The sequence below is a fragment of the Rugamonas rivuli genome, assembly GCF_009380165.1.
Classification (GTDB): Bacteria; Pseudomonadota; Gammaproteobacteria; order Burkholderiales; family Burkholderiaceae_D; genus Rugamonas; species Rugamonas rivuli.
The window spans coordinates 428,350-451,559 of the sequence record NZ_WHUF01000002.1; the positions used below are offsets into that span (position 1 = coordinate 428,350).

22 protein-coding genes and 3 tRNA genes are annotated in these 23,210 nt (G+C 62.0%); 19 read left to right on the forward strand and 6 right to left on the reverse strand.

Going from position 1 to position 23,210, the window contains the following annotated elements; translation table 11 throughout:
* Positions 1-49: 49 nt before the first annotated feature.
* A complete protein-coding gene (locus GEV01_RS07090) occupies positions 50-646 on the forward strand; it encodes a MarC family protein (RefSeq protein WP_152802926.1) in 597 nt (198 codons plus the stop codon).
* On the opposite strand, the gene GEV01_RS07095 is transcribed toward GEV01_RS07090, so the two are convergent.
* Positions 643-2,136, reverse strand: coding sequence for a S41 family peptidase (locus tag GEV01_RS07095; RefSeq protein WP_152802928.1), 1,494 nt, complete (start codon positions 2,134-2,136; stop codon positions 643-645). The genes GEV01_RS07090 and GEV01_RS07095 overlap by 4 nt on opposite strands.
* Positions 2,137-2,265: 129 nt before the next feature.
* On the opposite strand from GEV01_RS07095, the gene GEV01_RS07100 reads away from it, so the two are divergent.
* The 3 genes from GEV01_RS07100 to GEV01_RS07110 are packed head-to-tail and all read left to right on the forward strand — an operon-like array spanning position 2,266 to position 4,150.
* Positions 2,266-2,553 (forward strand): autorepressor SdpR family transcription factor, encoded by a 288-nt coding sequence (locus tag GEV01_RS07100; protein ID WP_070268662.1) that lies wholly within the window; start codon positions 2,266-2,268, stop codon positions 2,551-2,553.
* Entirely contained in the window at positions 2,550-3,197 is a 648-nt protein-coding gene (locus tag GEV01_RS07105) for an SdpI family protein (protein WP_152802931.1), read from the forward strand. The genes GEV01_RS07100 and GEV01_RS07105 overlap by 4 nt, the downstream gene beginning before the upstream one ends.
* 2 nt (positions 3,198-3,199) lie before the next feature.
* Complete coding sequence (locus GEV01_RS07110) at positions 3,200-4,150, forward strand: alpha/beta hydrolase (protein WP_152802933.1); 951 nt, start codon at positions 3,200-3,202, stop codon at positions 4,148-4,150.
* Between the two features lie 3 nt (positions 4,151-4,153).
* Here the strand turns inward: GEV01_RS07110 and uvrB are convergent, their stop codons facing one another.
* Positions 4,154-6,226, reverse strand: coding sequence for an excinuclease ABC subunit UvrB (gene uvrB, locus GEV01_RS07115; RefSeq protein ID WP_152802935.1), 2,073 nt, complete (start codon positions 6,224-6,226; stop codon positions 4,154-4,156).
* Between the two features lie 113 nt (positions 6,227-6,339).
* Between uvrB and GEV01_RS07120 the strand changes: the two genes are divergently transcribed.
* From GEV01_RS07120 to GEV01_RS07145, 7 genes are all read left to right on the forward strand, one after another.
* Positions 6,340-7,542 carry an amino acid aminotransferase gene (locus GEV01_RS07120; RefSeq protein ID WP_175022969.1) on the forward strand — a complete coding sequence of 401 codons (1,203 nt, stop codon included), beginning with the start codon at positions 6,340-6,342 and terminating at the stop codon, positions 7,540-7,542.
* A 122-nt stretch (positions 7,543-7,664) separates the two neighbouring features.
* Positions 7,665-7,740, forward strand: a tRNA-Asn gene (locus GEV01_RS07125).
* A gap of 133 nt (positions 7,741-7,873) precedes the next feature.
* Positions 7,874-9,205 carry a sensor histidine kinase gene (locus GEV01_RS07130; protein ID WP_152803990.1) on the forward strand — a complete coding sequence of 444 codons (1,332 nt, stop codon included), beginning with the start codon at positions 7,874-7,876 and terminating at the stop codon, positions 9,203-9,205.
* Positions 9,206-9,298: 93 nt separating this feature from the next.
* Positions 9,299-9,374: transfer RNA gene (locus GEV01_RS07135), tRNA-Asn, on the forward strand.
* Between the two features lie 124 nt (positions 9,375-9,498).
* A complete protein-coding gene (locus GEV01_RS07140; RefSeq protein ID WP_152802937.1) occupies positions 9,499-10,059 on the forward strand; it encodes an Asp23/Gls24 family envelope stress response protein in 561 nt (186 codons plus the stop codon).
* Positions 10,060-10,260: 201 nt separating this feature from the next.
* A complete protein-coding gene (locus GEV01_RS30915) occupies positions 10,261-10,422 on the forward strand; it encodes a hypothetical protein (RefSeq protein WP_217428362.1) in 162 nt (53 codons plus the stop codon).
* Positions 10,423-10,477: 55 nt separating this feature from the next.
* Positions 10,478-10,771, forward strand: a complete 294-nt coding sequence (locus GEV01_RS07145) for a BrnA antitoxin family protein (RefSeq protein WP_152802939.1) — start codon at positions 10,478-10,480, stop codon at positions 10,769-10,771.
* 38 nt (positions 10,772-10,809) lie between these two features.
* Here GEV01_RS07145 and GEV01_RS07150 read toward each other — a convergent pair whose 3' ends face one another.
* The 3 genes from GEV01_RS07150 to GEV01_RS07160 all read right to left on the reverse strand — a co-directional run bounded on the left by GEV01_RS07150 (position 10,810) and on the right by GEV01_RS07160 (position 13,398).
* Positions 10,810-11,592 (reverse strand): M28 family metallopeptidase, encoded by a 783-nt coding sequence (locus GEV01_RS07150; RefSeq protein WP_152802941.1) that lies wholly within the window; start codon positions 11,590-11,592, stop codon positions 10,810-10,812.
* A 143-nt stretch (positions 11,593-11,735) separates the two neighbouring features.
* A complete protein-coding gene (locus tag GEV01_RS07155) occupies positions 11,736-12,509 on the reverse strand; it encodes an ABC transporter substrate-binding protein (protein WP_152802943.1) in 774 nt (257 codons plus the stop codon).
* A gap of 16 nt (positions 12,510-12,525) precedes the next feature.
* A complete protein-coding gene (locus tag GEV01_RS07160; protein ID WP_152802945.1) occupies positions 12,526-13,398 on the reverse strand; it encodes a TIGR02285 family protein in 873 nt (290 codons plus the stop codon).
* A gap of 77 nt (positions 13,399-13,475) precedes the next feature.
* Between GEV01_RS07160 and GEV01_RS31085 the strand changes: the two genes are divergently transcribed.
* The 7 genes from GEV01_RS31085 to GEV01_RS07195 all read left to right on the forward strand — a co-directional run bounded on the left by GEV01_RS31085 (position 13,476) and on the right by GEV01_RS07195 (position 21,401).
* A complete protein-coding gene (locus tag GEV01_RS31085) occupies positions 13,476-13,808 on the forward strand; it encodes a hypothetical protein (RefSeq protein ID WP_235914272.1) in 333 nt (110 codons plus the stop codon).
* A 9-nt stretch (positions 13,809-13,817) separates the two neighbouring features.
* A complete protein-coding gene (locus tag GEV01_RS07170) occupies positions 13,818-14,513 on the forward strand; it encodes a DUF3334 family protein (protein ID WP_070268678.1) in 696 nt (231 codons plus the stop codon).
* A 136-nt stretch (positions 14,514-14,649) separates the two neighbouring features.
* Positions 14,650-16,665, forward strand: a complete 2,016-nt coding sequence (locus tag GEV01_RS07175) for a methyl-accepting chemotaxis protein (RefSeq protein ID WP_152802947.1) — start codon at positions 14,650-14,652, stop codon at positions 16,663-16,665.
* A 315-nt stretch (positions 16,666-16,980) separates the two neighbouring features.
* Complete coding sequence (locus tag GEV01_RS07180; RefSeq protein WP_152802949.1) at positions 16,981-19,167, forward strand: TonB-dependent receptor; 2,187 nt, start codon at positions 16,981-16,983, stop codon at positions 19,165-19,167.
* 64 nt (positions 19,168-19,231) lie between these two features.
* Positions 19,232-19,307: transfer RNA gene (locus GEV01_RS07185), tRNA-Asn, on the forward strand.
* A 256-nt stretch (positions 19,308-19,563) separates the two neighbouring features.
* Positions 19,564-20,031 (forward strand): DUF4429 domain-containing protein, encoded by a 468-nt coding sequence (locus tag GEV01_RS07190; RefSeq protein WP_152802951.1) that lies wholly within the window; start codon positions 19,564-19,566, stop codon positions 20,029-20,031.
* Between the two features lie 182 nt (positions 20,032-20,213).
* Complete coding sequence (locus GEV01_RS07195; protein WP_152802953.1) at positions 20,214-21,401, forward strand: hypothetical protein; 1,188 nt, start codon at positions 20,214-20,216, stop codon at positions 21,399-21,401.
* Here GEV01_RS07195 and GEV01_RS07200 read toward each other — a convergent pair whose 3' ends face one another.
* Positions 21,402-22,166 (reverse strand): hypothetical protein, encoded by a 765-nt coding sequence (locus tag GEV01_RS07200; protein ID WP_328595453.1) that lies wholly within the window; start codon positions 22,164-22,166, stop codon positions 21,402-21,404. It lies immediately after the preceding gene.
* Between the two features lie 118 nt (positions 22,167-22,284).
* Here GEV01_RS07200 and GEV01_RS07205 point away from each other — a divergent pair, with 118 nt between their 5' ends.
* A complete protein-coding gene (locus tag GEV01_RS07205; protein WP_152802955.1) occupies positions 22,285-23,124 on the forward strand; it encodes a M15 family metallopeptidase in 840 nt (279 codons plus the stop codon).
* The last annotated feature ends 86 nt before the right edge of the window (positions 23,125-23,210 follow it).

Genomic DNA, 23,210 nt, shown 5'->3' on the forward strand with positions numbered 1-23,210 from the left:
CTGCAAACGGGAGCTTCGGCTCCCGTTTTTCTTTTGACCCAGAGATGCCATGACCCAGAACTTTTTCCAGACCTTCATCCTGCTGCTGCTGGTGACTGACCCGTTCGGCAACGTGCCGCTGTTCGCCAGCGTGCTCAACCCCGTGCCGGTCGCGCGCCGCTCGCGCATCGTCATCCGCGAGTGCGCGATCGCCTTCGTGCTGCTGCTGGTCTTCATGTTCTTCGGCCGCCACTTCCTGACAGCGCTGCAGTTGTCGGAAGTGTCGCTGCGCATCGGCGGCAGCGTGATCCTGCTGCTGATCTCGATCCGCATGATCTTCCCGCACCCTGATGGCGTGCTGGGCCGCACCGAGGGCGGCGAGCCGTTCATCGTGCCGCTGGCGATCCCGGCGCTGGCCGGGCCGTCGGCGCTGGCCACGGTGCTGCTGTTCTCGCGCGAGAGCACCGGCGAGGTGCTGGTGCACGTGGCCGCGCTGGCGGCCGTGGGCGTGGTCTGGCTGGCGGTGTTCCTGAGCGCTGAGAAACTGCAGAAAGTCCTCGGCCCTCAGGTGATGACCGCCTTTGAACGGTTGATGGGCTTGATCCTGACCGCGATGTCCATCGAAATGCTGCTCGGCGGCATACGCGAGTTCGTCAAGACGCTTTAAGGCCGGGCAGCGCGGGCGCGCAAGTCGGCCGCCACCGCATCGAGCAGGCGCCAGGCGCGGGCGCGGTCGCCTTCGCCGTCGGCCAGCTGGATGGGCAGGTCCGGCTTGACGCCGGCCACCTCGTTGCTGCCGTCGGCGCGCAGGCGCGTGCAGTTCGGTACGCGGTAGCGCAGGTGCGAATGCGGCAGCTCCACCGGCGGCGCGTCGGTCATGAAGCCGCAGCCGTCGCCACTGCTGGCGCGGCCGACGATGCGGGCGCCGACAGCGTCCTGCATCAACGTGGCAAACATCTCGGCCGACGAGGCGCTGCCGCCGTCGGTCAGTACGTACACCGGGCCGTTCCAGGCACCGCGCAAATCGTCCACCTCGGCCGCCCAGTAGATGCTGGAGGCGATTTTCTTGTTGCCGAAGGCCTTGGCCGGCAGGTAGTCGGCCTGTCCGCTGGCGTAGCCGGCGTCGATCAGGCGGCTGCATCCATACGGCTGCCACGGCCGCTGTTCATTCCATACCCACGACAGATCGCAGCCGCGCGCCGCGATGCCTGCCTTGCGCGCCTCGAACGCGGCGATCGATTGTTCCAGCATCGCCCGCGCTTCCGGCGTCGCATCCTTTTCCTTTTGCGCCGCGCGCAGTTGATCCAGCTGCTCGTCGAAGTATGGCGCCGCCAGCGGTGCTGCCACCATCAGCATGCGCGCCGAATGCACGTCGCGCGCGGTGAACAGGCGCGTGGCCCAGTCGCCGCTGTCGTTGCCTCCCGGGTTGCCGCCCACATCGACCAGCACCGCCGCCACCTTCTGCTCGCGGAAGCTCTGTAATTGCGCCGCGAGCGTGCGCATCCAGGCCGCGCTGGCGGCTTCCTTCACCGGCTTGATGTCGGCTTCGCTCATCGCACCCTTGGCCTGGCGCTCCGACCAGGCTTGCACGCAGGCGGCAGGGGAGGCGTCCTGCTGGCGGAAGCGGGCGATGCGCACGACGCCCAGGCGCGTGCCATCCGGCGCCGTCACCACGCCGCTGCGGAAGCTGCGCGTCAGGCCGTCGGCTTCCAGCGTGGTGCCGGGCAGGCTTTCGAACGGCAGCGAGAACGCCACGCCGCGCTGCGGTGCATAGCCGAGTGCCGCGCAGGCCTGCGCTGCGTTCAGCCTGGAGTAGTCGATGTTGGGCAGCGCCGGCGGCTGCGCTATCTTCGCTTGCAGCACCGGGCCTGCGGAGGACAGGTGGCCGTCACGGAAGCCGCTGACGAAGCCGGACAGTGCCGCCTTGGCCATGGCATCGTCTTCGGCGATCTCCAGCAGGCGGCGGGTGCGCTTGTCCAGTGCCGGCAGATTGACGCCGCCCTGTGGCGAGGCAAACCACGCCAGGTTGGCGTAGCGCTGCTCCAGCGCTGTCTTCAGCGCGGCGTAGTCGTCCAGCCAGTCCTGGCGCTCGAAGGCGTCAGCGGTGGAGTTGAGGAGCAGGGCGGGTATCAAAGCCAGTGTGGCGGCAAGGCGCATCGGTTGTCGCTTTCGCAGTTAATTAAAAAGCAAATCATAGTCATGCCGGCGGCACGCGTCAAATCGCTTGACCTGGGTTCGATGGAGGTCTATATTTAGATGGTTATCTAATTAGATGTTTGTCTCAATATGAAGGCTTCCAACAATGCGTTCAAGGCGATCGCCGATCCGGCAAGGCGCGAGATATTGCGCCTGCTGCGTCCGGGCGAGATGACGGCCGGCGACCTGGCGGCGCATTTCGACATGAGCAAACCCACCATGTCGCATCACTTCGCGGTGCTGGCCGAAGCCGACCTGATTACCCGCCGCCGCGAAGGGCAGACCATCTGGTACGGCTTGAACACCACGGTGCTTCAGGATGTGCTGTCGTGGATGATGGACCTGGCCGGCCCCGAAACCAAACCGAGGAAAAAATGAGAACACGCTATCTGCTGTTTTGCTTCGTCCTGATCGCCGCCGCCTGCGCGGCCACCTACTACCTCTCGCCGCAGCTGCCCGAACGCGTGCCCACGCACTGGAACATCGACGGCGTTGTGGACGGCTACAGCTCGCGCGCGGCCTTATGGTTGCTGGGTCCCGGCCTGATGGCGGCGATCGCGCTGACCGGTGTGGTGCTGCCGGCCATCTCGCCGCGGCGCTTCGACATGGCCGGTTTCGAATCGACTTACTACTATACGTTCGGCGTTGTCGTCGGCATGCTCGCCTACGTTTATGCGCTGGTGCTGGCGGCCACGCTGCACGTCGGCGTGCCGATGGAGCGGGCCATTCCGGCCGGCGTCTTCATCCTGCTTATCCTGACCGGCAACCCGATGGGCAAGGTGCGCCGCAACTTCTTCCTGGGCATACGCACGCCGTGGACCATCGCCAGCGAACGCGTTTGGTACGCCACGCACCGGCTGGCGGCGCAGCTGATGGTGGGCAGCGGCGTACTGGGCCTGCTCGCCTTGTGCCTGGGCGCCCCGCATTGGGTGCTGCTGGTGCTGATCATGGCCTGGGCCCCGCTGGCGGCTGGCTACTCGCTGCTGCTGTACAAACGTCTTCCTCAACAAATCGGAGAATAGGTATGCGCTTCAAGCTCTTGCTGTCGCTGTTGATGTTATCTGTGTCGGCCCATGCGGCGCAGCGGCCGGTGTCGCTGGATGTGGGCGGCGGCACCTTGTATGGAACGGAGCTGCTGCCGGATGGCGGCGGCAAGGTGCCGGTGGTGCTGCTGCACGCAGGCTCCGGCCCGACTGACCGCGACGGCAACAGCAAGCTGCTGCCGGGCCCTAACGACTCGCTGCTCATGGTGGCCGAGGCGCTGGCCAAGCATGGCATCGCATCTGTGCGCTACGACAAGCGCGGCACAGCCGCCAGCGCGCTGCCGGTGTGGAAGGCGCAGGATCTGCGGCTGGACGACTACATCGGCGACGCCACCGCCTGGCTGCGCAAGCTGCGCGCCGATCCGCGCTTCTCTCGCGTGGTGATGGCGGGGCATAGCGAAGGCGCGCAGATCGCCGCCGAGGCTTGCCGGCAGGCGCCGGCCGATGCCTGCGTGCTGATCGCCGGCGCCGGCCATCCGCTCGACGACATCCTGCGCGACCAGCTCAAGCCGAAGCTGCCGCCGCCGCTCTTCGACCAGAGCGAACGCATACTGGCCGCGCTCAAGCAGGGCAAGACGGTTGACGATGTGCCGCAAGGTCTGATGATGCTCTACCATCCGTCGGTGCAGCCGTATCTGATTTCGTCGCTGAAGCACGATCCGCGCACGGCGATTGCGGCGTTGTCCATGCCGGTGCTGATCCTGCAGGGGACGTCGGACATCCAGGTGCAGGCTTCGGAAGCGCAGGCGCTGGCGGCGGCCGCGCCGCGTGCCAAACTGGTGATGGTGGAGGGTATGAACCATCTGCTGAAGATCGTCGGCAGCGACGAAGCCTTGCAGATGAAATCCTACGGCAGCCCGGAGCTGCCGGTGGCGCCGCAACTGATCGACGCCTTGAGCACATTCGTCAAGGCGCCGTCAGCGGGCAAGTAAGCATCAGGCGATATTGTCCGCGCCCGGTGCGCCGAACAGCTGCTGCTTGAGATGATGCAGCTGGTCGCGCACCTGTGCGGCTTTTTCGAACTCCAGGTTCTTGGCGTGATCGAGCATGGCTTTCTCCAGGCGCTTGATCTCCTTGCTGATCTGCTTCTCGCTCATGGATTCGTACTTGGCCGTCTCCTGCGCCACCTGCAGCTCTTCGCGCGCATCCTGCGGGCTGTAGACGCCGTCGATCATATCCTTGATGACCTTGTGCACGCCGCGCGGCACGATGCCGTTGGCGGTGTTGAAGGCGATCTGCTTGGCGCGGCGGCGTTCGGTCTCGCCGATGGCGCGTTCCATCGAATCGGTCATGCGGTCCGCGTACAGCAGCGCCACGCCGTTCAGGTTGCGCGCGGCGCGGCCGATGGTCTGGATTAGCGAGCGCTCGGAGCGCAGGAAGCCTTCCTTGTCGGCGTCCAGGATCGCCACCAGCGACACCTCCGGCAAGTCCAGGCCCTCGCGCAGCAGGTTGATCCCAACCAGCACATCGAAGGTGCCGATGCGCAGGTCGCGCAGCAGTTCGACCCGTTCCACCGTTTCGATATCGCTGTGCAGGTAGCGCACCTTGATGCCATGGTCGCTCAGGTATTCGGTCAGCTGTTCGGACATGCGCTTGGTCAGCGTCGTCACCAGCACGCGCTCGTTCTTGGCGACGCGCAGCGTGATCTCGGACATCAGGTCGTCCACCTGCGAGCTGGCCGGGCGCACGATGATCATCGGGTCCACCAGGCCGGTCGGGCGCACCACCTGCTCGACTACTTGGTCTGCGTGGGTGCGTTCGTATTCGGCCGGGGTGGCGGAGACGAACACGGTCTGCCGCATCTTCTGCTCGAACTCCTCGAACTTCAGCGGCCGGTTGTCCATCGCGGACGGCAGGCGGAAGCCGTAGTCCACCAGGTTGGCCTTGCGCGAACGGTCGCCGTTGTACATGGCGCTCAACTGGCCGATCAGCACGTGCGACTCGTCGAGGAACATCAGCGCGTCCTTCGGCAGGTAGTCGACCAGCGTCGGCGGCGGCTCGCCGGGCAGGGCGCCGCTCAGGTGGCGCGAGTAGTTCTCGATGCCCTTGGTGAAGCCGATCTCGGTCATCATTTCCAGGTCGAAGCGGGTGCGCTGCTCCAGGCGCTGTTCTTCGATCAGTTTGTTCTCCTTGCGGTAGAACTCCAGCCGCTCGCGCAGCTCCACTTTGATGGTTTCGATCGCGCGCAGCACGGTCGAACGCGGCGTGACGTAGTGCGAACCTGGATACACGGTGAAGCGCGGGATCTTTTGCTTGACGCGGCCGGTCAGCGGATCGAACAGCTGGATCGATTCCAGCTCGTCGTCGAACAGGTCCAGGCGCACGGCCAGTTCCGCATTCTCCGCCGGGAAGATGTCGAGCGTGTCGCCGCGCACGCGGAAGGTGCCGCGGCCGAAGTCCACTTCGTTGCGGGTGTACTGCATCTGGATCAGGCGGGCGATGATGTCGCGCTGCGACACGCGGTCCTTGGCGCGCAAGGTCAGGATCATCTGGTGATATTCGGTCGGATTACCGATACCGTAGATCGCCGACACGGTGGCGACGATGATGACGTCGCGCCGCTCCATCAGCGACTTGGTGCACGACAGGCGCATCTGCTCGATGTGCTCATTGATGGACGAATCCTTTTCAATGAACAGGTCGCGCTGCGGCACGTAGGCTTCCGGCTGGTAGTAGTCGTAGTAGGACACGAAGTACTCGACCGCGTTCTCCGGGAAGAACTCGCGGAACTCCGAATACAGCTGCGCGGCCAGCGTCTTGTTCGGCGCGAAGACGATGGCGGGGCGGCCCTTGCGGGCGATCACATTGGCCATCGTGTAGGTCTTGCCGGAGCCGGTCACGCCGAGCAGCGTCTGGAAGAACAGGCCGTCGTCGATGCCCTCGCATAGCTGGTCGATCGCGGTGGGCTGGTCGCCGGCGGGCGGGAAGGGTTGGTGCAGCTTGAACGGCGAGTCGGGGAAGGTGACTACCGTTGCGCTTGGGGTATCTACTACTGGTAAATCAGCCATCTTGTCCGACCTTTGTTAAAATAATGGCCTGCCAGCGGCCTGAGCGTTTTTTTCGAGGGGCGCTGTCTACCTTCAACCGCTGCGTACCGCTTCCAATCGAATCCAATCTTATCATGACGAATCCTAGCTTGTTCAGCGCCATCGACATGGCCCCACGCGACCCTATCCTGGGTATTACCGAAGCATTTAACGCCGACCAGAATCCGGCCAAAATCAATCTGGGCGTGGGCGTATATTATGACGACAACGGCAAAGTGCCGCTGCTGTCGTGCGTGCAGAAAGCGGAAGCAATCCTGATCGCCGCGCCGGCCCCGCGCACCTACCTGCCGATCGAAGGCCTGGCTGCCTACGACAAGGCGGTGCAAGAACTGGTATTTGGTGCCGACAGCGCGGTAATTCAAGAGAAGCGGGCAGTGACGGTGCAGGCTATCGGCGGCACCGGCGCGCTGAAGATCGGCGCCGACTTCCTCAAGCGTTTCGCGCCGGATTCGCAGGTCTACATCAGCGACCCAAGCTGGGAAAACCACCGTGCGCTGTTCGAAAGCGCCGGCTTCACCGTCAACAACTACGCCTACTACGATGCCGCCACCCACGGCGTGAACTTCGCCGGCATGCTGGCCGGCTTGAAAGCCATGCCGCGCGGCTCCATCGTGCTGCTGCACGCCTGCTGCCACAACCCGACCGGCGCCGACCTGACCTCGGCCCAGTGGGATGAAGTGATCGCCGCCGTGACCAATGGTGGCCTGGTGCCGTTCCTGGACATGGCTTACCAGGGCTTCGGCGCAGGCATCGCGGAAGACGGCGCCGTGGTGCGCCGCTTCGCCGCTGCGGGCGGTCCGCTGCTGGTGTCGAATTCGTTCTCGAAGTCGTTCTCGCTGTACGGCGAGCGCGTGGGCGCGCTGAGCGTAGTCGCCGCCACCGGCGAAGAGGCTGGCCGCGTGATGTCGCAGCTGAAACGCGTGGTGCGCACCAACTACTCGAATCCTCCGGTCCACGGCGGCAAGGTGGTGGCCACCGTGCTGACCACGCCGGAACTGCGTCAGCTGTGGGAAGACGAGCTGGCCGGCATGCGCGTGCGTATCAAGGAAATGCGTGAAGCCTTCGTGGCCAAGCTCAAGGCCAAGGCGCCAGCCCATGATTTCGCTTTCGTGCGCGACCAGGTCGGCATGTTCTCGTACTCGGGCCTGAGCAAGGCGCAAGTGGAGAAACTGCGCGAACAGTCGATCTACGCCGTCGATACCGGCCGCATCTGTGTCGCGGCGCTGAATTCCCGCAATATCGACATCGTCATTGACGCGATCGCCAAAGTGCTTTAAACTCTTGCTTCTTCGGGTTGAGCGACTAAGCTTAATCCGGAAGGATGCAACAAATACTGAAAAACTTGTTCTGTCAGAAACCTTGATAGAATGATCTAAACAGTATAAAATGTTGCCTCTAATCCCTGATAGCTCAGTTGGTAGAGCGACGGACTGTTAATCCGCAGGTCCCTGGTTCGAGTCCAGGTCGGGGAGCCAGAACACAGAAAAGCCCAGCCTTAACCGGTTGGGCTTTTTGCATTGCGGCGAGAATTTTTTTACAACTATTCGCCGAATCGGCCTACCATCTGGATCACTGCACAGTTTTCGACTGATCAAGGAGCCTGTCGTGATGGTTCAAGAGCATGTTGTTTCCGATGATTTCCTGGGGAAGTGGCAGCAAACCACGAATGTGATGGCGGAGGTCTTCGATGTGCCGGCCGGCCTGATCATGCGCGTGCTGCCGCAGCAGATCGAAGTGCTGGTCTCCAGCCATACGCCTGGCAATCCCTACGAGGCGGATGAAAAAGCCAATCTGAACACCGGCCTGTACTGTGAAACGGTGATGGCCACGCGCGCCATGCTGCACGTGCCGCACGCGCTGGAAGACGAGCGCTGGAAAGATAATCCCGACGTTGCGCTGAACATGATTTCCTACCTGGGCGTGCCGCTGCTGTGGCCCGACGACGAGGTGTTCGGCACGATCTGCGTGCTCGACAGCAAGAAGCGGGTGTATCAGCAGCGTTACGTCGATCTGCTGTGGGAGATCAAGCGGGCGATTGAGGCCGACTTCCAGGTCATGGACCAGCAGCAGAAGCTCATCGCAAGCAATGCCGACCTGCTCAAGGTCAACCGGGCGCTGTTGCGCAGCAATGGCGACCTGAAGGCGGCGCTGGACCGGATCAGCACGATGCAGGGCGAGTTGCTGCGGGCCGAAAAAATGTCGGCCCTGGGCAAGCTGGTGGCGGGCGTCGCGCACGAGCTGAACACGCCGATCGGCAACGGCTTGATGGTGGCCAGCACGCTCAAGAGCAATGCCGAGGCCATGGCCGGCGAGCTTGAAGTGGGTGTGACGCGCAAGCGCATGGACGACTTCATCGGCAGCATCGACCAGGGGGCGGATATCCTGTTGCACAGCCTCGGGCGGGCGGCCGAGCTGGTGGGCAGCTTCAAGCAGGTCGCGGTGGACCAGTCCGGTGCGGGGAGGCGCGAGTTCGATTTGAAGAAGACGTTCGGCGAGATCCTCGCGACGCTGGCGCCGGCCATCCGCCAGAGCGGCCACAGTGTGCTGTGCGAGGTGGCGGATGGTATCACCATGGATAGCTACCCGGATCCGCTGGAACAGTCGCTGGTCAATCTGGTCAACAATGCACTGATACACGCCTTCCCCAATGGCGCGCAAGGCCAGATCCGGATCTCGGCGCACAGGCTGGCCGATGACTGGATCGAGGTCAGCGTTGCCGACGATGGTGTCGGCATTCCCGCGCTCAATCTGGCGCGAGTGTTCGATCCTTTCTTCACGACCCGGCTGGGGCAGGGCGGCAGCGGGCTGGGCTTACACGTGGTGTACAACCAGGTAACGGCCGCCTTGCGCGGCAGCGTGCGCGTCGATAGCGAACCCGGCCGGGGCGCCTGCTTCACGCTGCGTGTGCCCCGGGTGGCGCCGGCGGAGCATGCCGCTTAGCGGCGTGAAGTTGCCGGCCTTGCAAATCGGCACAAAAAATTTCACGACGGGGTCGCCAAATTCGTTTTGAGCGGATATAATTCGGGCCTCAATTCCCTGATAGCTCAGTCGGTAGAGCGACGGACTGTTAATCCGCAGGTCCCTGGTTCGAGTCCAGGTCGGGGAGCCAGAATTTAAGTTGTATAGAATCAAGGGGTTACATGTTTCGGCGTGTAGCCCCTTTTTTCGTTCCAGTCCCATACCCGGCGTGAGATAGCGTGGCCGGAAATGCATTTGATAAAAATGAGAGGCGTATGAAAGTACTTTCGCTGAAATGTGAGAACTGTGGGGCACAACTCGATGTTGGTCCAAAAGCTAGCACATGCGTTTGCAGCTACTGCGGGGGAGAGCAACTGGTCGAACGCGGCGATGAGGATGATTCGCCGCTGGAGCAGGAGGAAATGCTGGAAGAGGTGGGCCTGCTGATCATGAACCGCATGGCGTCGGAACGTGCGATCGCGCGATTTGAAAGTGATATTTCCGATATATGCGAAGAGCGCGACAGCAATATTCAAGTTTTGCATAAGACTCAAGAAAAAGAAGGCTGTTTAGTTCTTCTAATCCTGCTCATCGGTGCCATTGCCGCAACAATTTTCCTTGCTTGGTTTTCAATTTCGTTTTGGTTTTTAATTCCGATTATCTTCTTCCAGGTGATGCTAGTGGCGGTGCTGCTCGCCATTTTCAGGCCTAGGAAAGAGACTGAGACGACAATCGAAGCAAGCGCTGAGGCTAAAATGGCGCCACTGAAAGAGCAGATTGCCAGACACCAGGCGATTATCGATTCCTGTGATTATGGTACGACGGGCGAGAGTTAGCCGTTGTTTAGCACGGTTGGCATGACGGACAGCTGAGCTCGGGAGACTGAACTGCGTCAGTCCTTTAGCCGATGGGGCGCCAAGCATCAATCTTGATTTACTTCAAACAGAGCGGAGCGGTTCGTTGATGCACCTGCTTTGATTAGATGTCCTAACAAATTAACCCTGTTGCTCTAATTTTTTGTTAGTACACTTAAATCAATGCTAACCGTCATTGAGACACCGGAGTTTATGGCTTCGGCTGCTGCGATATGGACTGAGGCGGAGCGTATCGATTTCATCGACTGGATCGCTGACAATCCGCTGGCCGGGGATGTGATTCCTGGTGCAGGTGGGTTGCGCAAGGTTCGCTGGACGCGGTAGGGGACTGTCGATGATTTGCGGCCGGAGTTCCTGCTGAGATTGAAGGAAAAATTTGATGAGCAAGCGAACCAAACCAACTTTTGACCCTGAGATGATCGAGTTTGAGGAGGCGCTGCTGCGCAGCCTTGACCAGTCCATGCGTGGCGAAGGGCGAGTGAATACCTCTCAGCAGATCGCCGCCCGCCGTGGCCGCCCGGTCGGGAGCGTCAAGGCCAAGCCCAAGGTGCCTACCACCATCCGTTTCGATCAAGATGTTCTCGATGCGCTCAAAGCGAGTGGGCGCGGATGGCAAACTCGCGTGAACGAGGCTGTGCGGGACTGGCTGGCCCGACAATCAAAGACGAACTAGCCGTTTCCGCACCGCCGCGCCCGCCGTCTGCGCACCCCTCAAGGCTTGGCGTGCGTTCTCGGATCCTGGTCCACCTTCCACAGGAAATCAAAAATCGTCCTGGTGACGATGGCGGCCGGGCCGAAGTGTACGTTCTCCCAACTATCGGTGGTCTTGTGATAGTGGGGGATGCCTTCCGCCTTGCCGAATACCCGGTTGTTGATGCCGATTTTGCCGAAGGGGCCGGCATCATAGGAGAACGTTCCGCTTTTCTCGGGCGGGTATTCGTGCGAATAGTCGTCGCTGTCGTCGTTGACGCCGTTGTACACCTCTTCGTACCACGTGCTGGCGTAGCGGTTCAGCTGCGCGGGCGTGAAGCTGCTCCACTTGTCGTATCCCAGGCCTATCATGTCGATCGAGATCATCAGCACGATGTTCTCATTCGGGAAGTCCGGCAGCGGGTGGGCGACGTGGTACATCGAGCCCATTTCATGCTGCTCTTCCGCGCCATAGGCGACAAACATCAGCGTGCGCTTGTTTTCCCCCTTGTGCTGCATGAACATGCGCGCCAGCTCCAGCGTCGCGGCCAGCCCGGACAAGTCGTCGTTGGCGCCGGGATAGTGGATGTCGTCGGGCGTCTGGCCCAGATGGTCGCGGTGGGCGCTGATGATGATGACTTCTTCGGACAAGTCCGGGTCGTTGCCGGGGATGATGCCGATCACATTGCTGGTCGCCATGCGTTGGCCCAGCAGGGGATTCTCCGGATTGCCGTGGCTTTCGCCGTCCGGTACAGCATGAGCATGCTGCGGCCTAAAATCGATTTCATGAAAACTCTTTCTCATCAGGAAAGCATGAAATGTATCAATTTAGGCAACTGAGGATGTGGTGCGTTACGTGGTGTTACATTCCGGGCGGGAACAGGAAGTATTCGGGGTGGTTCCGTATCATTTCCGCCGTCTGCGGCGATAGCAGCGGATTGGGGAGGTTAAACACCAGCCGGTGTTTCATGTTGTTGGCGATCAGCGATTTGCTCCAGCGCCGGTCGAATATGGCGTTGAACGTGCCGTCCTCGATCATGATGCGCAAGCCTCTTTCGATGCGCTCGGCCAGCGCCGGCTTCTTCGGCGAGACGAAGAAAAACACCGGCGCGGGATAGGCGATCGCGAAGGTTTTTTTCAATGGTGAGGTCGGCATCCCGCTTCTTGGCCAGCTCCTCGTCGATCTCGTTCGCTCCCAGGGCGATGCCATCGAAGCGCTTGGCCTTCAACATCTGGACCAGCGTTTCGTACGAAGACGACGTCACCACGTGCAGCCCGGCCGCCTGGTTGATGGCCGTGTCCGGCCAATCCAGGCCCTGGCCGATGCTGATGCGCTTCAGGTCGGCCATGGTCTTGATCTGGGCGAAGCGCTCGACCGAATCCTTGCGGATGATCATCAGCCGGCAGCCCAGCAAGCCTTTCATCAGGGGGATGTGCACGGGAATCACGCCCTGTTCGCGCGCGGTCGACGTCATGCTCCAGTAGATATCCAGTTCCCGTCCGGCGCGCAGCACCGCGAATGCGCGATCCTGGTTCATGCGCGTGTCCACCCAGCGCCACTGATCGGGCTCAGCGGCCGGCGCCTTGGCCAGCGCCGTGGTGAGCAACTCCATGATGTAGATCGTCCAGGGCTCGCGCTGGTTGACGTTGGGGACAAGCAGTTCTTCGGCGCGGACGCAGCCGCACATGATGGCGATCAATGCAGCAAGAAGCATGCGCATGGTTTGCCCCCTTGGTCTACGGTTCGACGCGCGCCAGCATCGGCTTTTCGCGCCGCCGGTAGAAGGCCGAGAACTGCTCGGCATAGCGCTGCCGGGCATCCTGGCTGATCCATTTGTCCACGCTGCTGCGCAAGGCTTGCGCGCCTTCCTTGCTGGCCAGCAGGCCGTCCAGCTTGCGGGCCGTGGCCTTGCCCCAGTCGGTTCGCGGGCAGGCGAAGCCGAGTTTGATCGGTTCGGCATTGCCGGCGATCGGGAAGCTGCGCAGCTCGCTCAGCTTGGGGTGGCGGGCTTTGTAGTAGGCGAGGACGAAGTCGTAGTCGATGGTGTAGTCGGCCCGGCTCAGCAGCATTTTCGACAGGATGCTTTCGCCATAGCTGGCGATCGCCGTTTGCTTGAGCGTGGAGTTCGGCGGACGGTGGCGCAGCGCGGCGTCGAGCTGCGCGCCAAAGCTGCGCTTCTCGCTGACCAGGCCGCGCAGCTCCGGCATCGCCAGCAGCCGCGGCAGGTCGACCTCGCCGCCGGCGTTGAGCGGCAGCGCCGCCGCGACCTCGGCCCGCGCCACCAGCTGCAGCGGCGGCAACAGGCCGGTTTCGACGATGTGGGCGCGTTGCATGCGCTCGGCGTTAATCAGGGTGAAGGAGTAGCACGCCTGCTCGCCGGCATCCAGCATGGTCCAACTGCGCTTGAGGTTGGCATACAGGAAGCGGTGCTGGACTTGCGGCCATCGTCCCTGCACGTAGGCGATCTGGGCGTCGGTGATGCCGGCGCCAGGCTGGTTGCGCGCGCGTATCGACGCCGGCGGCAGGTCCGGCATCAGCCAGGTCATCACAGCCTGCGCCGCCGCACTGGCGGGCAGCGTCAGGCTCAGGGCGAGGAGTAGGGCGCGCATGGGCGTTTCGTGGGTGAACGGTGTCATGCCATTATCGCTACTGTCCAGCCGGAAATCACGGGCTTTGCGGCGTTTTTTTGCAGCCGTTGGGCTTTTTGCATTTTGGCACGCAATTCTCACTGAAATGCGCGATTCCGGTGGACGGAAATCTTGCACCTCGGTATTCTGAATCTTATTTCTGGCCAGAAGGGAAAGCGATGGTCATCTCAGCCGAAGCGGTCGATCCGGTGCAGCGGGTGCGTGCCCTGGAGCGCGAAGTCGCGCTCTTGCGCAATACCCTGGCCACCATGCCGGCCGCAGGCAGTAACCAGGAATGGAAAGATGAGGTCGTCCGCTTGCTGAGCGAAGTGGTCTTGTTCCGTCTCTCGCTGGACCAGGAAACTGTGCTTTCATCTTTTAAAAATAAATAGAGGTAGATTATGAGCGAGGAAAACAAGGAAGTCGTGTACGGGACCGAAGACTTGCTGATGAGTCTGTGCAATTCAGTGACCCGTGTCTTGAACGTCGCCACCCAAAGCAAAGTCAATTATTCCGGCATGGTGCAGCGCATCACCAAGACCGGCCTGAAGCCGGACATCGGCTGTTTCGTGTTGTTCGACGGCGGCTTCACCGGCCTGGTGGTGCTGAACTTTGCGGCCGACACGGCCATGGAAATCTACGAACGCTATATGCTGCACATGGGCATGCCGAAGTCGGAGCTGGCCAGCTCCCACACGTCGGACGAGGTGTCCAACATCATGGGCGAGCTGATGAACCAGATCGTCGGCGACTTCACCGGCAAGGTGCGGCGCGAACTGCAAACCAATATCACCCAGAACCAGCCGAAGATGCTGGTGCTGACCAAGCAGGTCATGCTCAGCGTCGACACACCGTTGGATCGCCCTGAGATGCGGCGCGTCACGTTTTATACAGAAAAGAGTAATATCTTTTATCTGGAGTTGGCGATCGACCGGACCGAGTTCATCCGTCTGCACGACTTCGATTCCAGCGAAGTGGAAGATCCCGATGCGCTCATGGACCAGGAGCGCAGCAATCAGGGTGGGTCATCGATGGCGTCCGACATCTCGGCCGAGGACGAGGCCAATGACGAGCTGCTGAAATCCCTGGGCATGTAGTGGCGGGGCGATCCGGTGGCTTGTGCCTTTAAAGCCACCACAGCCGAGTTCTATCGGACTATGATCGAAAGCAGGGGGACCGCTGCAGGGGCTTGTAGCGGGGCGGTCCAGTGATCGGCACTCACGAAAGCGCGACATGGACAAGCACACCTCTCTTGGCGGGCTGCGGTTGGGGCACAAATTCCTGATCCTGAGCCTGATTGCCGTGATACTGGCGAGCATACCGACCTGGCTGTACATGCGGGAAGCGGGCAAATCGCTGGATGCCTACCTGGATGAGCGTACCGGCGTCCCCGCCGTGCTCGACGGCCTGCGTGTGGTGCAGCTGACCCAGCAGCACCGGGGCTTGTCGGCGCTGGTGCTGGGCGGAGTGGCGGCCGCCGAAGAGAAGCGCGCGGCCAAGCAAAAAGAGGCCGACAGCGCCTACGCGACCACCGATGCGCTGGTGAAAAGCCTGCATGACACCACCTTGGACGCCGCCTGGTCGCAGGCGCGCGGCGATTGGGAAACCTTGCGCAGCCAGGTCTCCAACAAAAGCATCTCGGTCACGCAAAGCTATGCCGCGCATACGGCGCTGGTGCCCAAGCTGCTCAAGGTGAACGACCTGATCGGCGATTTCTACGGCCTCAGCCTCGACCCCGACCGCGACACCTACCAACTGATCCAGGCCATGTTCTACCAGCTGCCCTACCTGGCCGAGGAGCTGGGCAAGACGCGCGCGCGCGGCGCCGGCTTGCTGGCGAAGAAGGAGGCGAGCCCGACCGACCGTCTGCAACTGTCGTCCATCGTGGCGCGCGTGACGGACCGGCTGGACCAGACGCTGACCGCCTTCTACAAGGCCACCCGCTACAACGGCGACTTTGAAACCACGCTGGCCCCGGCCATGCGCGACGCCGACCAGGCCGCGCGCCAGATTATCGATCTGGCCAACCGCGAGATCGTGCAGCCCGAGGCGCTGACCTATTCGGCGGAAAACTATGTGGCGCTGTCGACCAAGGCCATCGACCTGCAGTTCGCGCTCAACGCGGCGGCCAGCAAACAGCTCGACACCATCCTCGCCGACAAGATCGGCGCCTTCTACGTCACCCGCTGGACGATGCTGGGCGCCATGCTGGGCCTGCTGGCGCTGGCAGGCTATGTGGCGTTGCTGATCTCGCGGTCGGTGACGCGGCCGCTGAACAATGCCATCGCCGTGGCGCAGAGCGTGGCGCGCGGCAATCTGGTCAACGACTTCGACGTCGGCGCTCCCAACGAAGTGGGGCAGATGCTGCGCGCGCTGCGCGACATGAACGACAGCCTGCGCGGCATCGTCGGCGAGGTGCGCGGCAGCATCGACCATATCAGCGCGGCCACCCGCGATATCGCCAGCGGCAATGCCGATGTCTCGGCACGGCTGGAATCGCAGGCCTCCAATCTGGAGGAGACCGCCTCGTCGATGGAAGAGCTGACCTCGACCGTGCGCCAGAATGCCGACAACGCGCGCCAGGCCAACCAGCTGGTGATCAGCGCGGCCGGTGTCGCCACCCATGGTGGCGAGGTGGTGTCGCAGGTGGTGCAGACGATGGGCGAGATCAACGAGAGTTCGCACAAGATCGTCGACATCATCAGCGTGATCGACGGCATCGCCTTCCAGACCAATATCCTGGCGCTGAACGCGGCGGTGGAAGCGGCGCGCGCGGGCGAGCAGGGCCGTGGTTTCGCGGTGGTCGCCAGCGAGGTGCGCAACCTGGCGCAGCGCTCGGCCGCCGCCGCCAAGGAAATCAAGGAGCTGATCGGCCGCAGCGTCGAGAAGGTCGAGATCGGCAACCGTCTGGCCGACCAGGCCGGCGAGGCGATGGGCGAGATCGTCAGCAGCGTGCAGCGCATCACCATCATCATGTCGGACATCGCCACCGCGTCGGCCGAGCAGGGCACGGGCATCGAGCAGGTCAACGAGGCCGTCACGCAGATGGACGACATGACCCAGCAGAACGCCGCCCTGGTCGAACAGACGGCGGCGGCCTCGGCCAGCCTGGAAGAGCAGACCCAGCAACTGGTGGGGGCGATGAGCCGCTTCGTGCTGGGCACCGAGGAGCGTGGCGGCGCCCCGGCGCCGCGTCCGGCCGCGCGGCCTGTGGCGAAACAACAACGTTTAGCGATCCGCCATGCCTGAGCGGCAAGCTTGAGCAATTCTTCATACGCCCGGCCGGGACGGACTGTTTGACCTTTTATTATTCAGTCCGCCCTGCTGGCGCACCAAATTTCTATCAGTAAATTCCACTTTGCTTATATTGCGCTTGCAATACCTGCTATCAATGAAAGAAAATACCGCCTTTTTGCAAGACGGTGCATTCTAAGCATCGAAAACGGCTTCAACTCCGCTTGCGCTGCCACGGTCACGTCAGATGATCGGACAGTATCAAAAGAAAGAGAGAACAGGAGACACACTGTTTTTTACTCTTTGCGTTACCTCAAATCGGGATATTGAATGATCAAACTGTCGAAGATGCACAAGCGCTTGCTGGCGCTGAGCGCTGTTATGCCTATCGGTTCCGCCATCGCGCAAACCGCCGTCCAGCCACAGCTGGAAACCGTGACCGTCACTGCCCAGCGCCGTGCCGAGAACATCAAGGATGTACCGGTCTCCGTCACCCTGCTGAAGGATGAGAAGCTGGACGTGCTGCTGTCCGGCGGCCAGGATATCCGCGTGCTGGCCGGCAAAGTGCCGTCGCTGAACGTGGAATCGTCGAACGGCCGTACCTTCCCGCGCTTCTACATCCGCGGCTACGGCAACACCGACTTCAGCACCTTCGCTTCGCAGCCGGTATCGCTGGTGTATGACGACGTGGTGCAGGAAAACGGCATCCTGAAAGGCTACCCGATGTTCGACGTGGCCGGCGTGGAAGTGCTGCGCGGCCCGCAGGGCACGCTGTTCGGCCGCAACACCCCGGCCGGCGTGGTCAAGTTTGAATCGGAAAAACCGAACACCAAGAAAATCGAGGGTTACTACAATCTGTCGTGGGCCACCCACAACACCATCAATGCCGAAGGCGCCGTCAACGTGCCGCTGTCGAGCGAGTGGGCGATGCGCGTATCGACGCTGCGCCAGCACCGCGACAACTTCGTCGACAACACCTTCACCAAGCAGAACGACGTGCTGGAAGGCTACAACGAACACGCCGAGCGCGTGCAGTTCCTGTACACCCCAAGCACCACCTTCAGCGCCTTGTTCAACGTGCACTCGCGCACCACCGACGGCAGCGCCCGTCTGTTCCGCGCCAACCTGATCAAGAAGGGCACCAACGACTTCGCTGACGGCTACGACTTCACCAAGATCGCCACCAACGGCCAGAACACGCAGAGCCTGAGCACCAACGGCGCCAACGCCCGCCTGACCTGGGACCTGGGTGCGGTCAAGCTGTTCTCGATCACCGGCTACGAAGCCGTGGACGACTACTACAGCCGCGGCGACATCGACGGCGGCAGCCCGGCCGGTCCTGGCTTCATTCCCTTCCAGGTGCAGACCGGCGGGGGCTTGAGCGGCCTGCACCAGTACACCCAGGAGTTCCGTGTCGAGTCGAAGAATGCGGGTCCGCTGAACTGGCAGACCGGCGTCTACTACTTCAAGGAAAGCGCCAGCGGTTACACCAACAACTTCGACAGCAACACCCAGCTGCAGACCTCGCACCTGGCCAGCCATCAGAACAACACCGCTGCTGCAGTGTTCGGTTCGCTGACCTATGACGTGTCGGACCAGCTGGTGCTGCGCGGCGGTGTGCGCTACACCAACGACAAGAAGGACTTCGCCACCACCGCGCGCATGAACGTCACGCAGACCGGTCCTGATTCGGTCGACGAGAGCAAGCACAAGGCCAACTGGGACATGAGCGCGACCTACAAGATCAACAAGGACGTCAACGCCTACGCTCGCGTAGCGACCGGCTTCCGCGCGCCGAGTATCGCTGCCGCCTCGGCATCGGTGCCGATCACCGTGGCCGATGCTGAAACCATCACCTCGTACGAAGCCGGCATCAAGGCCGACCTGTTCAACCGCCGCGCCCGCGCATCGTTCAGCGTCTACAACTACGATGTGAAGAACCAGCAGCTGACCGTGGTTGGCGGTAACTCCAACGTCACCAAGCTGATCAACGCAGCCAAGACGGTGGGCCGTGGCGTGGAAGCGGACTTCGAAGCCTTCATCACGCCGGACTTCAAAGTCACGGCCGGCGGTTCGTACAACTTCACCGAGATCAAGGATCCATCGCTGTCCGTGGCCAAATGCGGTTCGTGCACCGTGACCAATCCGCTGAACGCGGCCGGCCGCGTCGTCATCGACGGCAACCCGCTGCCACAGGCGCCGAAGTACATCCTGAACGCCACCGCGCGCTACAACTGGGCGCTGGCCGACGGCAACCTGTTCGTGCTGACCGACTGGGCTTACCGCAGCAAGATCAACTTCTTCCTGTACGAAGCCAAGGAATTCACCGGCAAGCCTATGCTTGAAGGCGGCCTGCGCGTGGGTTACAACTGGCAGGGCGGCAAGTACGAAGTGGCGGCGTTTGGTCGCAACATCACCAACACCGAGCGCATCACCGGCGCGATCGACTTCAACAATCTGACCGGCTTCGTCAACGAACCGCGTCAGTTCGGTGTGCAGTTCAAGGGCGGCTTCTGATTTTTGGAATTTTTCCCGCTAGCCTAGACAGCTAGAAATTGGCCGTATATAATGCGGCCTCTTTTCCCTGATAGCTCAGTTGGTAGAGCGACGGACTGTTAATCCGCAGGTCCCTGGTTCGAGTCCAGGTCGGGGAGCCAGAATTTTAGTAGTACAGGATTAAGGGGTTACATGCCTAGGCGTGTAACCCCTTTTTTCGTTTTGGGACGGTAGGCAGTCCTTGGGCATAGTTCCCATGAGATCCGGCGGATCAAGCGGTATTTTGAGCGTCTGGCGAACTGGTGGCGATTCAGCTATGCTATTAAAACTAATTAATATTTTGCAATAGTCAATTGCGAAAGCGCTTGCGTAACTGCTATTTCGATTCATTGTGGCCGACCGAGAAAAAGGAAGAGAATGAACAGCGTTTACACTATGAAGGGTGTACAAGATTCACTTGAGGTGTTTGAGGACAAAGTTACGATAACTCCGAAGGGTATTCTTGGCTTTATGAATAAAGGGCTGAAAGGCACAAAGACGATACCGTTTAGTTCAATCATGGCTATCCAGTTTAAGGAAGCCGGGGCACTGTTCAGTGGCTATTTGCAGTTCACCATCCCTGGTGGCAACGAAAGTCGCGGTGGAGTGTTTTCCGCAGCTAGCGATGAGAACTCCTTTATGTTTGCAAACAAGAGCAATAATGAGTTGGCAGCGACAATCAAGGAGCACATCGAACAAAAGGTGCGGGAATTACGAGTACCTTCCGTCGTAGCTCAGCCAGTAACCAGTCTTGCTGATGAATTGCAAAAATTAAGCGGTTTGCGTGATAGTGGCATTCTTTCCGAGCAAGAGTTTCAGGCTGCTAAATTGCGTTTGATTTCCTAACCGTATTTCTCCGTCTGGTTCTCCTTGTGATCCGCAAACGTTGAGGCCAACTAGGAGATTGCAACATTTAAAATGTTGTAGAAGAAGCCCCGACGGGAAACCATTGGGGCTTTTTCATTGCCAGATCGCCATGTCTTTCATGCTATATTTTGTGTCTTATCACTGAGACGGAGATGGCGCAGATGTTGACGAGATTGTTTGCAGCGGTGGTGCTGGCGTTGCCGATGGCGGCCGCTCTGTGTGCGGAACCCTTGCCGGTCCAGGTGCGCCTGACGCACGTGGCGCCCGACACCTGGCGCGCGGACTATCAATTCTCGCAACCGGTGACGGCGATGCGGTTCGAGCCGGTCGGCGACTTGCGCAAGTTCGCCTGGAAGGTGCTGACGCCGGGCGTGGCGCTGACCACCGGCGCCACCTACGACGCGCTGGCCGCCACCGACGGCAAGCCGCTGCGGCAGCTCTCCGTGGAAATCTCGGCCATTGATCAACCGCTGGGCAAGTACTACCTGGCGACCGACCGGTTTTCGGATGGCGGCCGCCTCATCTACCTGGGCTTCTTGCAAGGCGAGGCGTTGCAGGACAAGGCGGTGCGCGATATCGCAGCCAACTTCACGCTGCAAGGACTCGGCAAGGAAAACGTGCTGATGCCGGCCGTCGCAACCGCTCCTGCCGGCAGCGCGACGCCGTATGCCTACTTCGGCCCGCAGTCACCGGTCACTGCCGGCGAGGGGCAAGTGCTGCTTGATCCTCAACTCTCAGCCTGGGCCAAAAGCCTGCTGCTCGACACGACCGCCAAGATGTCCGTCTACTACAGCGCGGCCTACGGGCAGAAGCTGAGGCAACCCATGCTGCTGATGGTGGCCGTCAACGATACCACCACGCCGGGCCTGTCGTTCAAGGGTGGAGTGATCGGCGCGCAGATCGCCTACCGCCTCGGCGGCACGGCCTTGCTGACCCCTGAAAGCCCGAAGAAGCGGGAGATCATCACCCAGGTGGTGGCGCATGAAATGGCGCATCTGTGGCAGGGCAATGTACGCCGTGGCGGCGTCAGCGAACAGTCGCCGCCGTGGGTGCACGAAGGCGGCGCCGAGGCGATGGCGCTCGACGGCCTGCTGCGCACCGGCATCTGGAGCGCCGAGCAAGGCAAGGCCTACACTGACGCCACCCTGGGCGAATGCGAAAAGCTGGAACACAGCTTCGCCACCTATCGCGGCATCTACGCCTGCGGCTTCGAGCGCTTCAACCGGCTCAAGGTCGACATCGTGCCGCTGTGGCGCGACATGATCGCGGCAGCCGACGGCAAAGGCGAAATCTACAGCGAAGCCATGGTCGATGCGCTGGCCGCGCGCGGAGGCAAGGCCGCGCCTTGATCAGTGCGCGGGGGCGTTGCAGGCCGGGTCGGCATCCCAGCGGCCTGAGCAGATACGCGACCGGCACAACATGCCTTCGATCAGCCCCAGCTGCTTGCAGCGCGCCAGCAGTTGCGCGGTGCTGTCGCCTTCCTGACGCTCGACTACGTCGCGGCTGCGCTCGGGCAGCACGGTAGCCGGCTTGGCCGCGTGGGCGACCAGTGCGGTGAGCAGGGCGACGTCGGTGTCGCCGCTTGTGGCTGGAGCGGAGGTGGCGGTGTGCGCCGCCGTCGGACGCGGGCTCGCGGCGCTTGCCATGATGACGCTGCTTGCCGCCGCCGGTTTGTGCGACGTGGATGCCACATGTGGCGCCTCGGGCTTGGCCTGCGCGACGGCAACTGGCCTGGGCATGGGCGATGCATCGACGGTCGCCGGCGGCCGTGCCACGACCTCGTTGACGATCGCTGCCGGCTGTTCGGCTTGCACGGCGGCCGGGGCATCCGGTTCGGCCTGGCGCCGCTCGACGGCGCTGTTGACGTGGTCGCGGCTGCGGACCAACGAGCTTGGCGTCAGCGTCTTCTCGTGCATCAGCCACGCGACCGTGCACATGGTCGCCAGCAGCAGCCCCAGGCCGATGGTCCAGCCGTCGATGGTCCAGCCGGTGGTGCGCGGCGCTTTGGCGGCGGGACGGGGACCATGCTCCAGGTTCGCCAGGATGCGCTTGCCGCTGTCCGCCGCCGGGCGATTCGAACTCATCAGATCGGGTTTTTGCTTCGACGTATCCACGGTATTTCCTCCGAATTTGATCTGCTCTTTCACGCCGCCGGCGCAAGCGCCTACGATGAAGCGTGCTCGCCCTTCAGTGTCCGATCTGCGGTGCGACCTTGCTTTGACGGAGCGCATCATGTTTCTCTTTTCGGTAGTGCTGTTCTTTGTGTTGGCGTGCCTGGGCGCGTGGCTGGCCTTGTTCCCGGCTGGGCGCGATGTGGTGGCGCAGTCGATGTCGGCCATCGGCCGCCGTATCGGACAGGGATTGCGCGGCGGCTACCGGCAGGGCGCGCAGCAGGCGGCGCAGGCCGGACGCAGCGCCGGCGGCGGCCTGATGCGCGCGCTGGCGTTTTTGCAGCGGCGTTATCTACTGGTGTTGTCGGCCGCCGTGCTGCTGACCGTGCCGCCGATGCTGGCGTTGGTGCTCAGCGGACGCAATATGCTGGGCGGCTTCGACAGCGACAGCCACGCCATCAACGACCAGATCGCGGACCTGCTGAAAGGCGAACAACTGGCGGCGCCGGCGCCGTTGCCGCCGCTGGTGTTCACCACGGCGGAGGTGACGCTGGTGCGCCCCATGCTCGACAGCGCCAACCGCAACTGGCAGTTGCTCGATCCCGACTTTGCGCAGCGCCTGCTGCTGGTGTTCAAGATCATGAAAGAGAACCACGGCTACGACATGGCGATCCTGGAGGGCTACCGCAGCCCGGAGCGGCAGAACGCGCTGGCCGCAGCCGGCCCCGCCGTCACCAACGCCAAGGCCTTCCAGAGCTATCACCAGTTCGGCCTGGCGGCGGACTGCGCCTTCCTGCGCGACGGCAAGCTATTGATTTCGGAGCGCGATCCATGGGCGATGCGCGGCTACCGCTTGTACGGCGAAGCGGCCGAATCGGTCGGCCTGCACTGGGGCGGGCGCTGGACCATGATGGACTTCGGCCACACCGAACTGCGCGTGGCAGGCACGGTGCGGAAATAAGACGGCGCACTGACATCGTTGTTTTGCGTCAAGAAATTGCCGCATTGTTGGTGGCACCATTGACCGGTCCGCTTGCTGCTCAGGCG

Bases quoted from the DNA above. Each gene is read 5' to 3' on its own strand.
- GEV01_RS07160 (WP_152802945.1), bottom strand. From the start codon at position 13,398: ATGCGCGCCCTACTCCTCGCCCTGAGCCTGACGCTGCCCGCCAGTGCG.
- GEV01_RS07145 (WP_152802939.1), top strand. From the start codon at position 10,478: ATGAGCAAGCGAACCAAACCAACTTTTGACCCTGAGATGATCGAGTTT.
- GEV01_RS07130 (WP_152803990.1), top strand. From the start codon at position 7,874: ATGGTTCAAGAGCATGTTGTTTCCGATGATTTCCTGGGGAAGTGGCAG.
- GEV01_RS07120 (WP_175022969.1), top strand. From the start codon at position 6,340: ATGACGAATCCTAGCTTGTTCAGCGCCATCGACATGGCCCCACGCGAC.
- GEV01_RS07155 (WP_152802943.1), bottom strand. From the start codon at position 12,509: ATGCGCATGCTTCTTGCTGCATTGATCGCCATCATGTGCGGCTGCGTC.
- GEV01_RS07100 (WP_070268662.1), top strand. From the start codon at position 2,266: ATGAAGGCTTCCAACAATGCGTTCAAGGCGATCGCCGATCCGGCAAGG.
- GEV01_RS07205 (WP_152802955.1), top strand. From the start codon at position 22,285: ATGTTTCTCTTTTCGGTAGTGCTGTTCTTTGTGTTGGCGTGCCTGGGC.
- GEV01_RS07190 (WP_152802951.1), top strand. From the start codon at position 19,564: ATGAACAGCGTTTACACTATGAAGGGTGTACAAGATTCACTTGAGGTG.
- GEV01_RS07195 (WP_152802953.1), top strand. From the start codon at position 20,214: ATGTTGACGAGATTGTTTGCAGCGGTGGTGCTGGCGTTGCCGATGGCG.
- GEV01_RS07170 (WP_070268678.1), top strand. From the start codon at position 13,818: ATGAGCGAGGAAAACAAGGAAGTCGTGTACGGGACCGAAGACTTGCTG.
- GEV01_RS07095 (WP_152802928.1), bottom strand. From the start codon at position 2,136: ATGCGCCTTGCCGCCACACTGGCTTTGATACCCGCCCTGCTCCTCAAC.
- GEV01_RS07105 (WP_152802931.1), top strand. From the start codon at position 2,550: ATGAGAACACGCTATCTGCTGTTTTGCTTCGTCCTGATCGCCGCCGCC.
- GEV01_RS07090 (WP_152802926.1), top strand. From the start codon at position 50: ATGACCCAGAACTTTTTCCAGACCTTCATCCTGCTGCTGCTGGTGACT.
- GEV01_RS07150 (WP_152802941.1), bottom strand. From the start codon at position 11,592: ATGAGAAAGAGTTTTCATGAAATCGATTTTAGGCCGCAGCATGCTCAT.
- GEV01_RS07140 (WP_152802937.1), top strand. From the start codon at position 9,499: ATGAAAGTACTTTCGCTGAAATGTGAGAACTGTGGGGCACAACTCGAT.
- GEV01_RS07180 (WP_152802949.1), top strand. From the start codon at position 16,981: ATGATCAAACTGTCGAAGATGCACAAGCGCTTGCTGGCGCTGAGCGCT.
- GEV01_RS30915 (WP_217428362.1), top strand. From the start codon at position 10,261: ATGCTAACCGTCATTGAGACACCGGAGTTTATGGCTTCGGCTGCTGCG.
- GEV01_RS07175 (WP_152802947.1), top strand. From the start codon at position 14,650: ATGGACAAGCACACCTCTCTTGGCGGGCTGCGGTTGGGGCACAAATTC.
- GEV01_RS07110 (WP_152802933.1), top strand. From the start codon at position 3,200: ATGCGCTTCAAGCTCTTGCTGTCGCTGTTGATGTTATCTGTGTCGGCC.
- uvrB (WP_152802935.1), bottom strand. From the start codon at position 6,226: ATGGCTGATTTACCAGTAGTAGATACCCCAAGCGCAACGGTAGTCACC.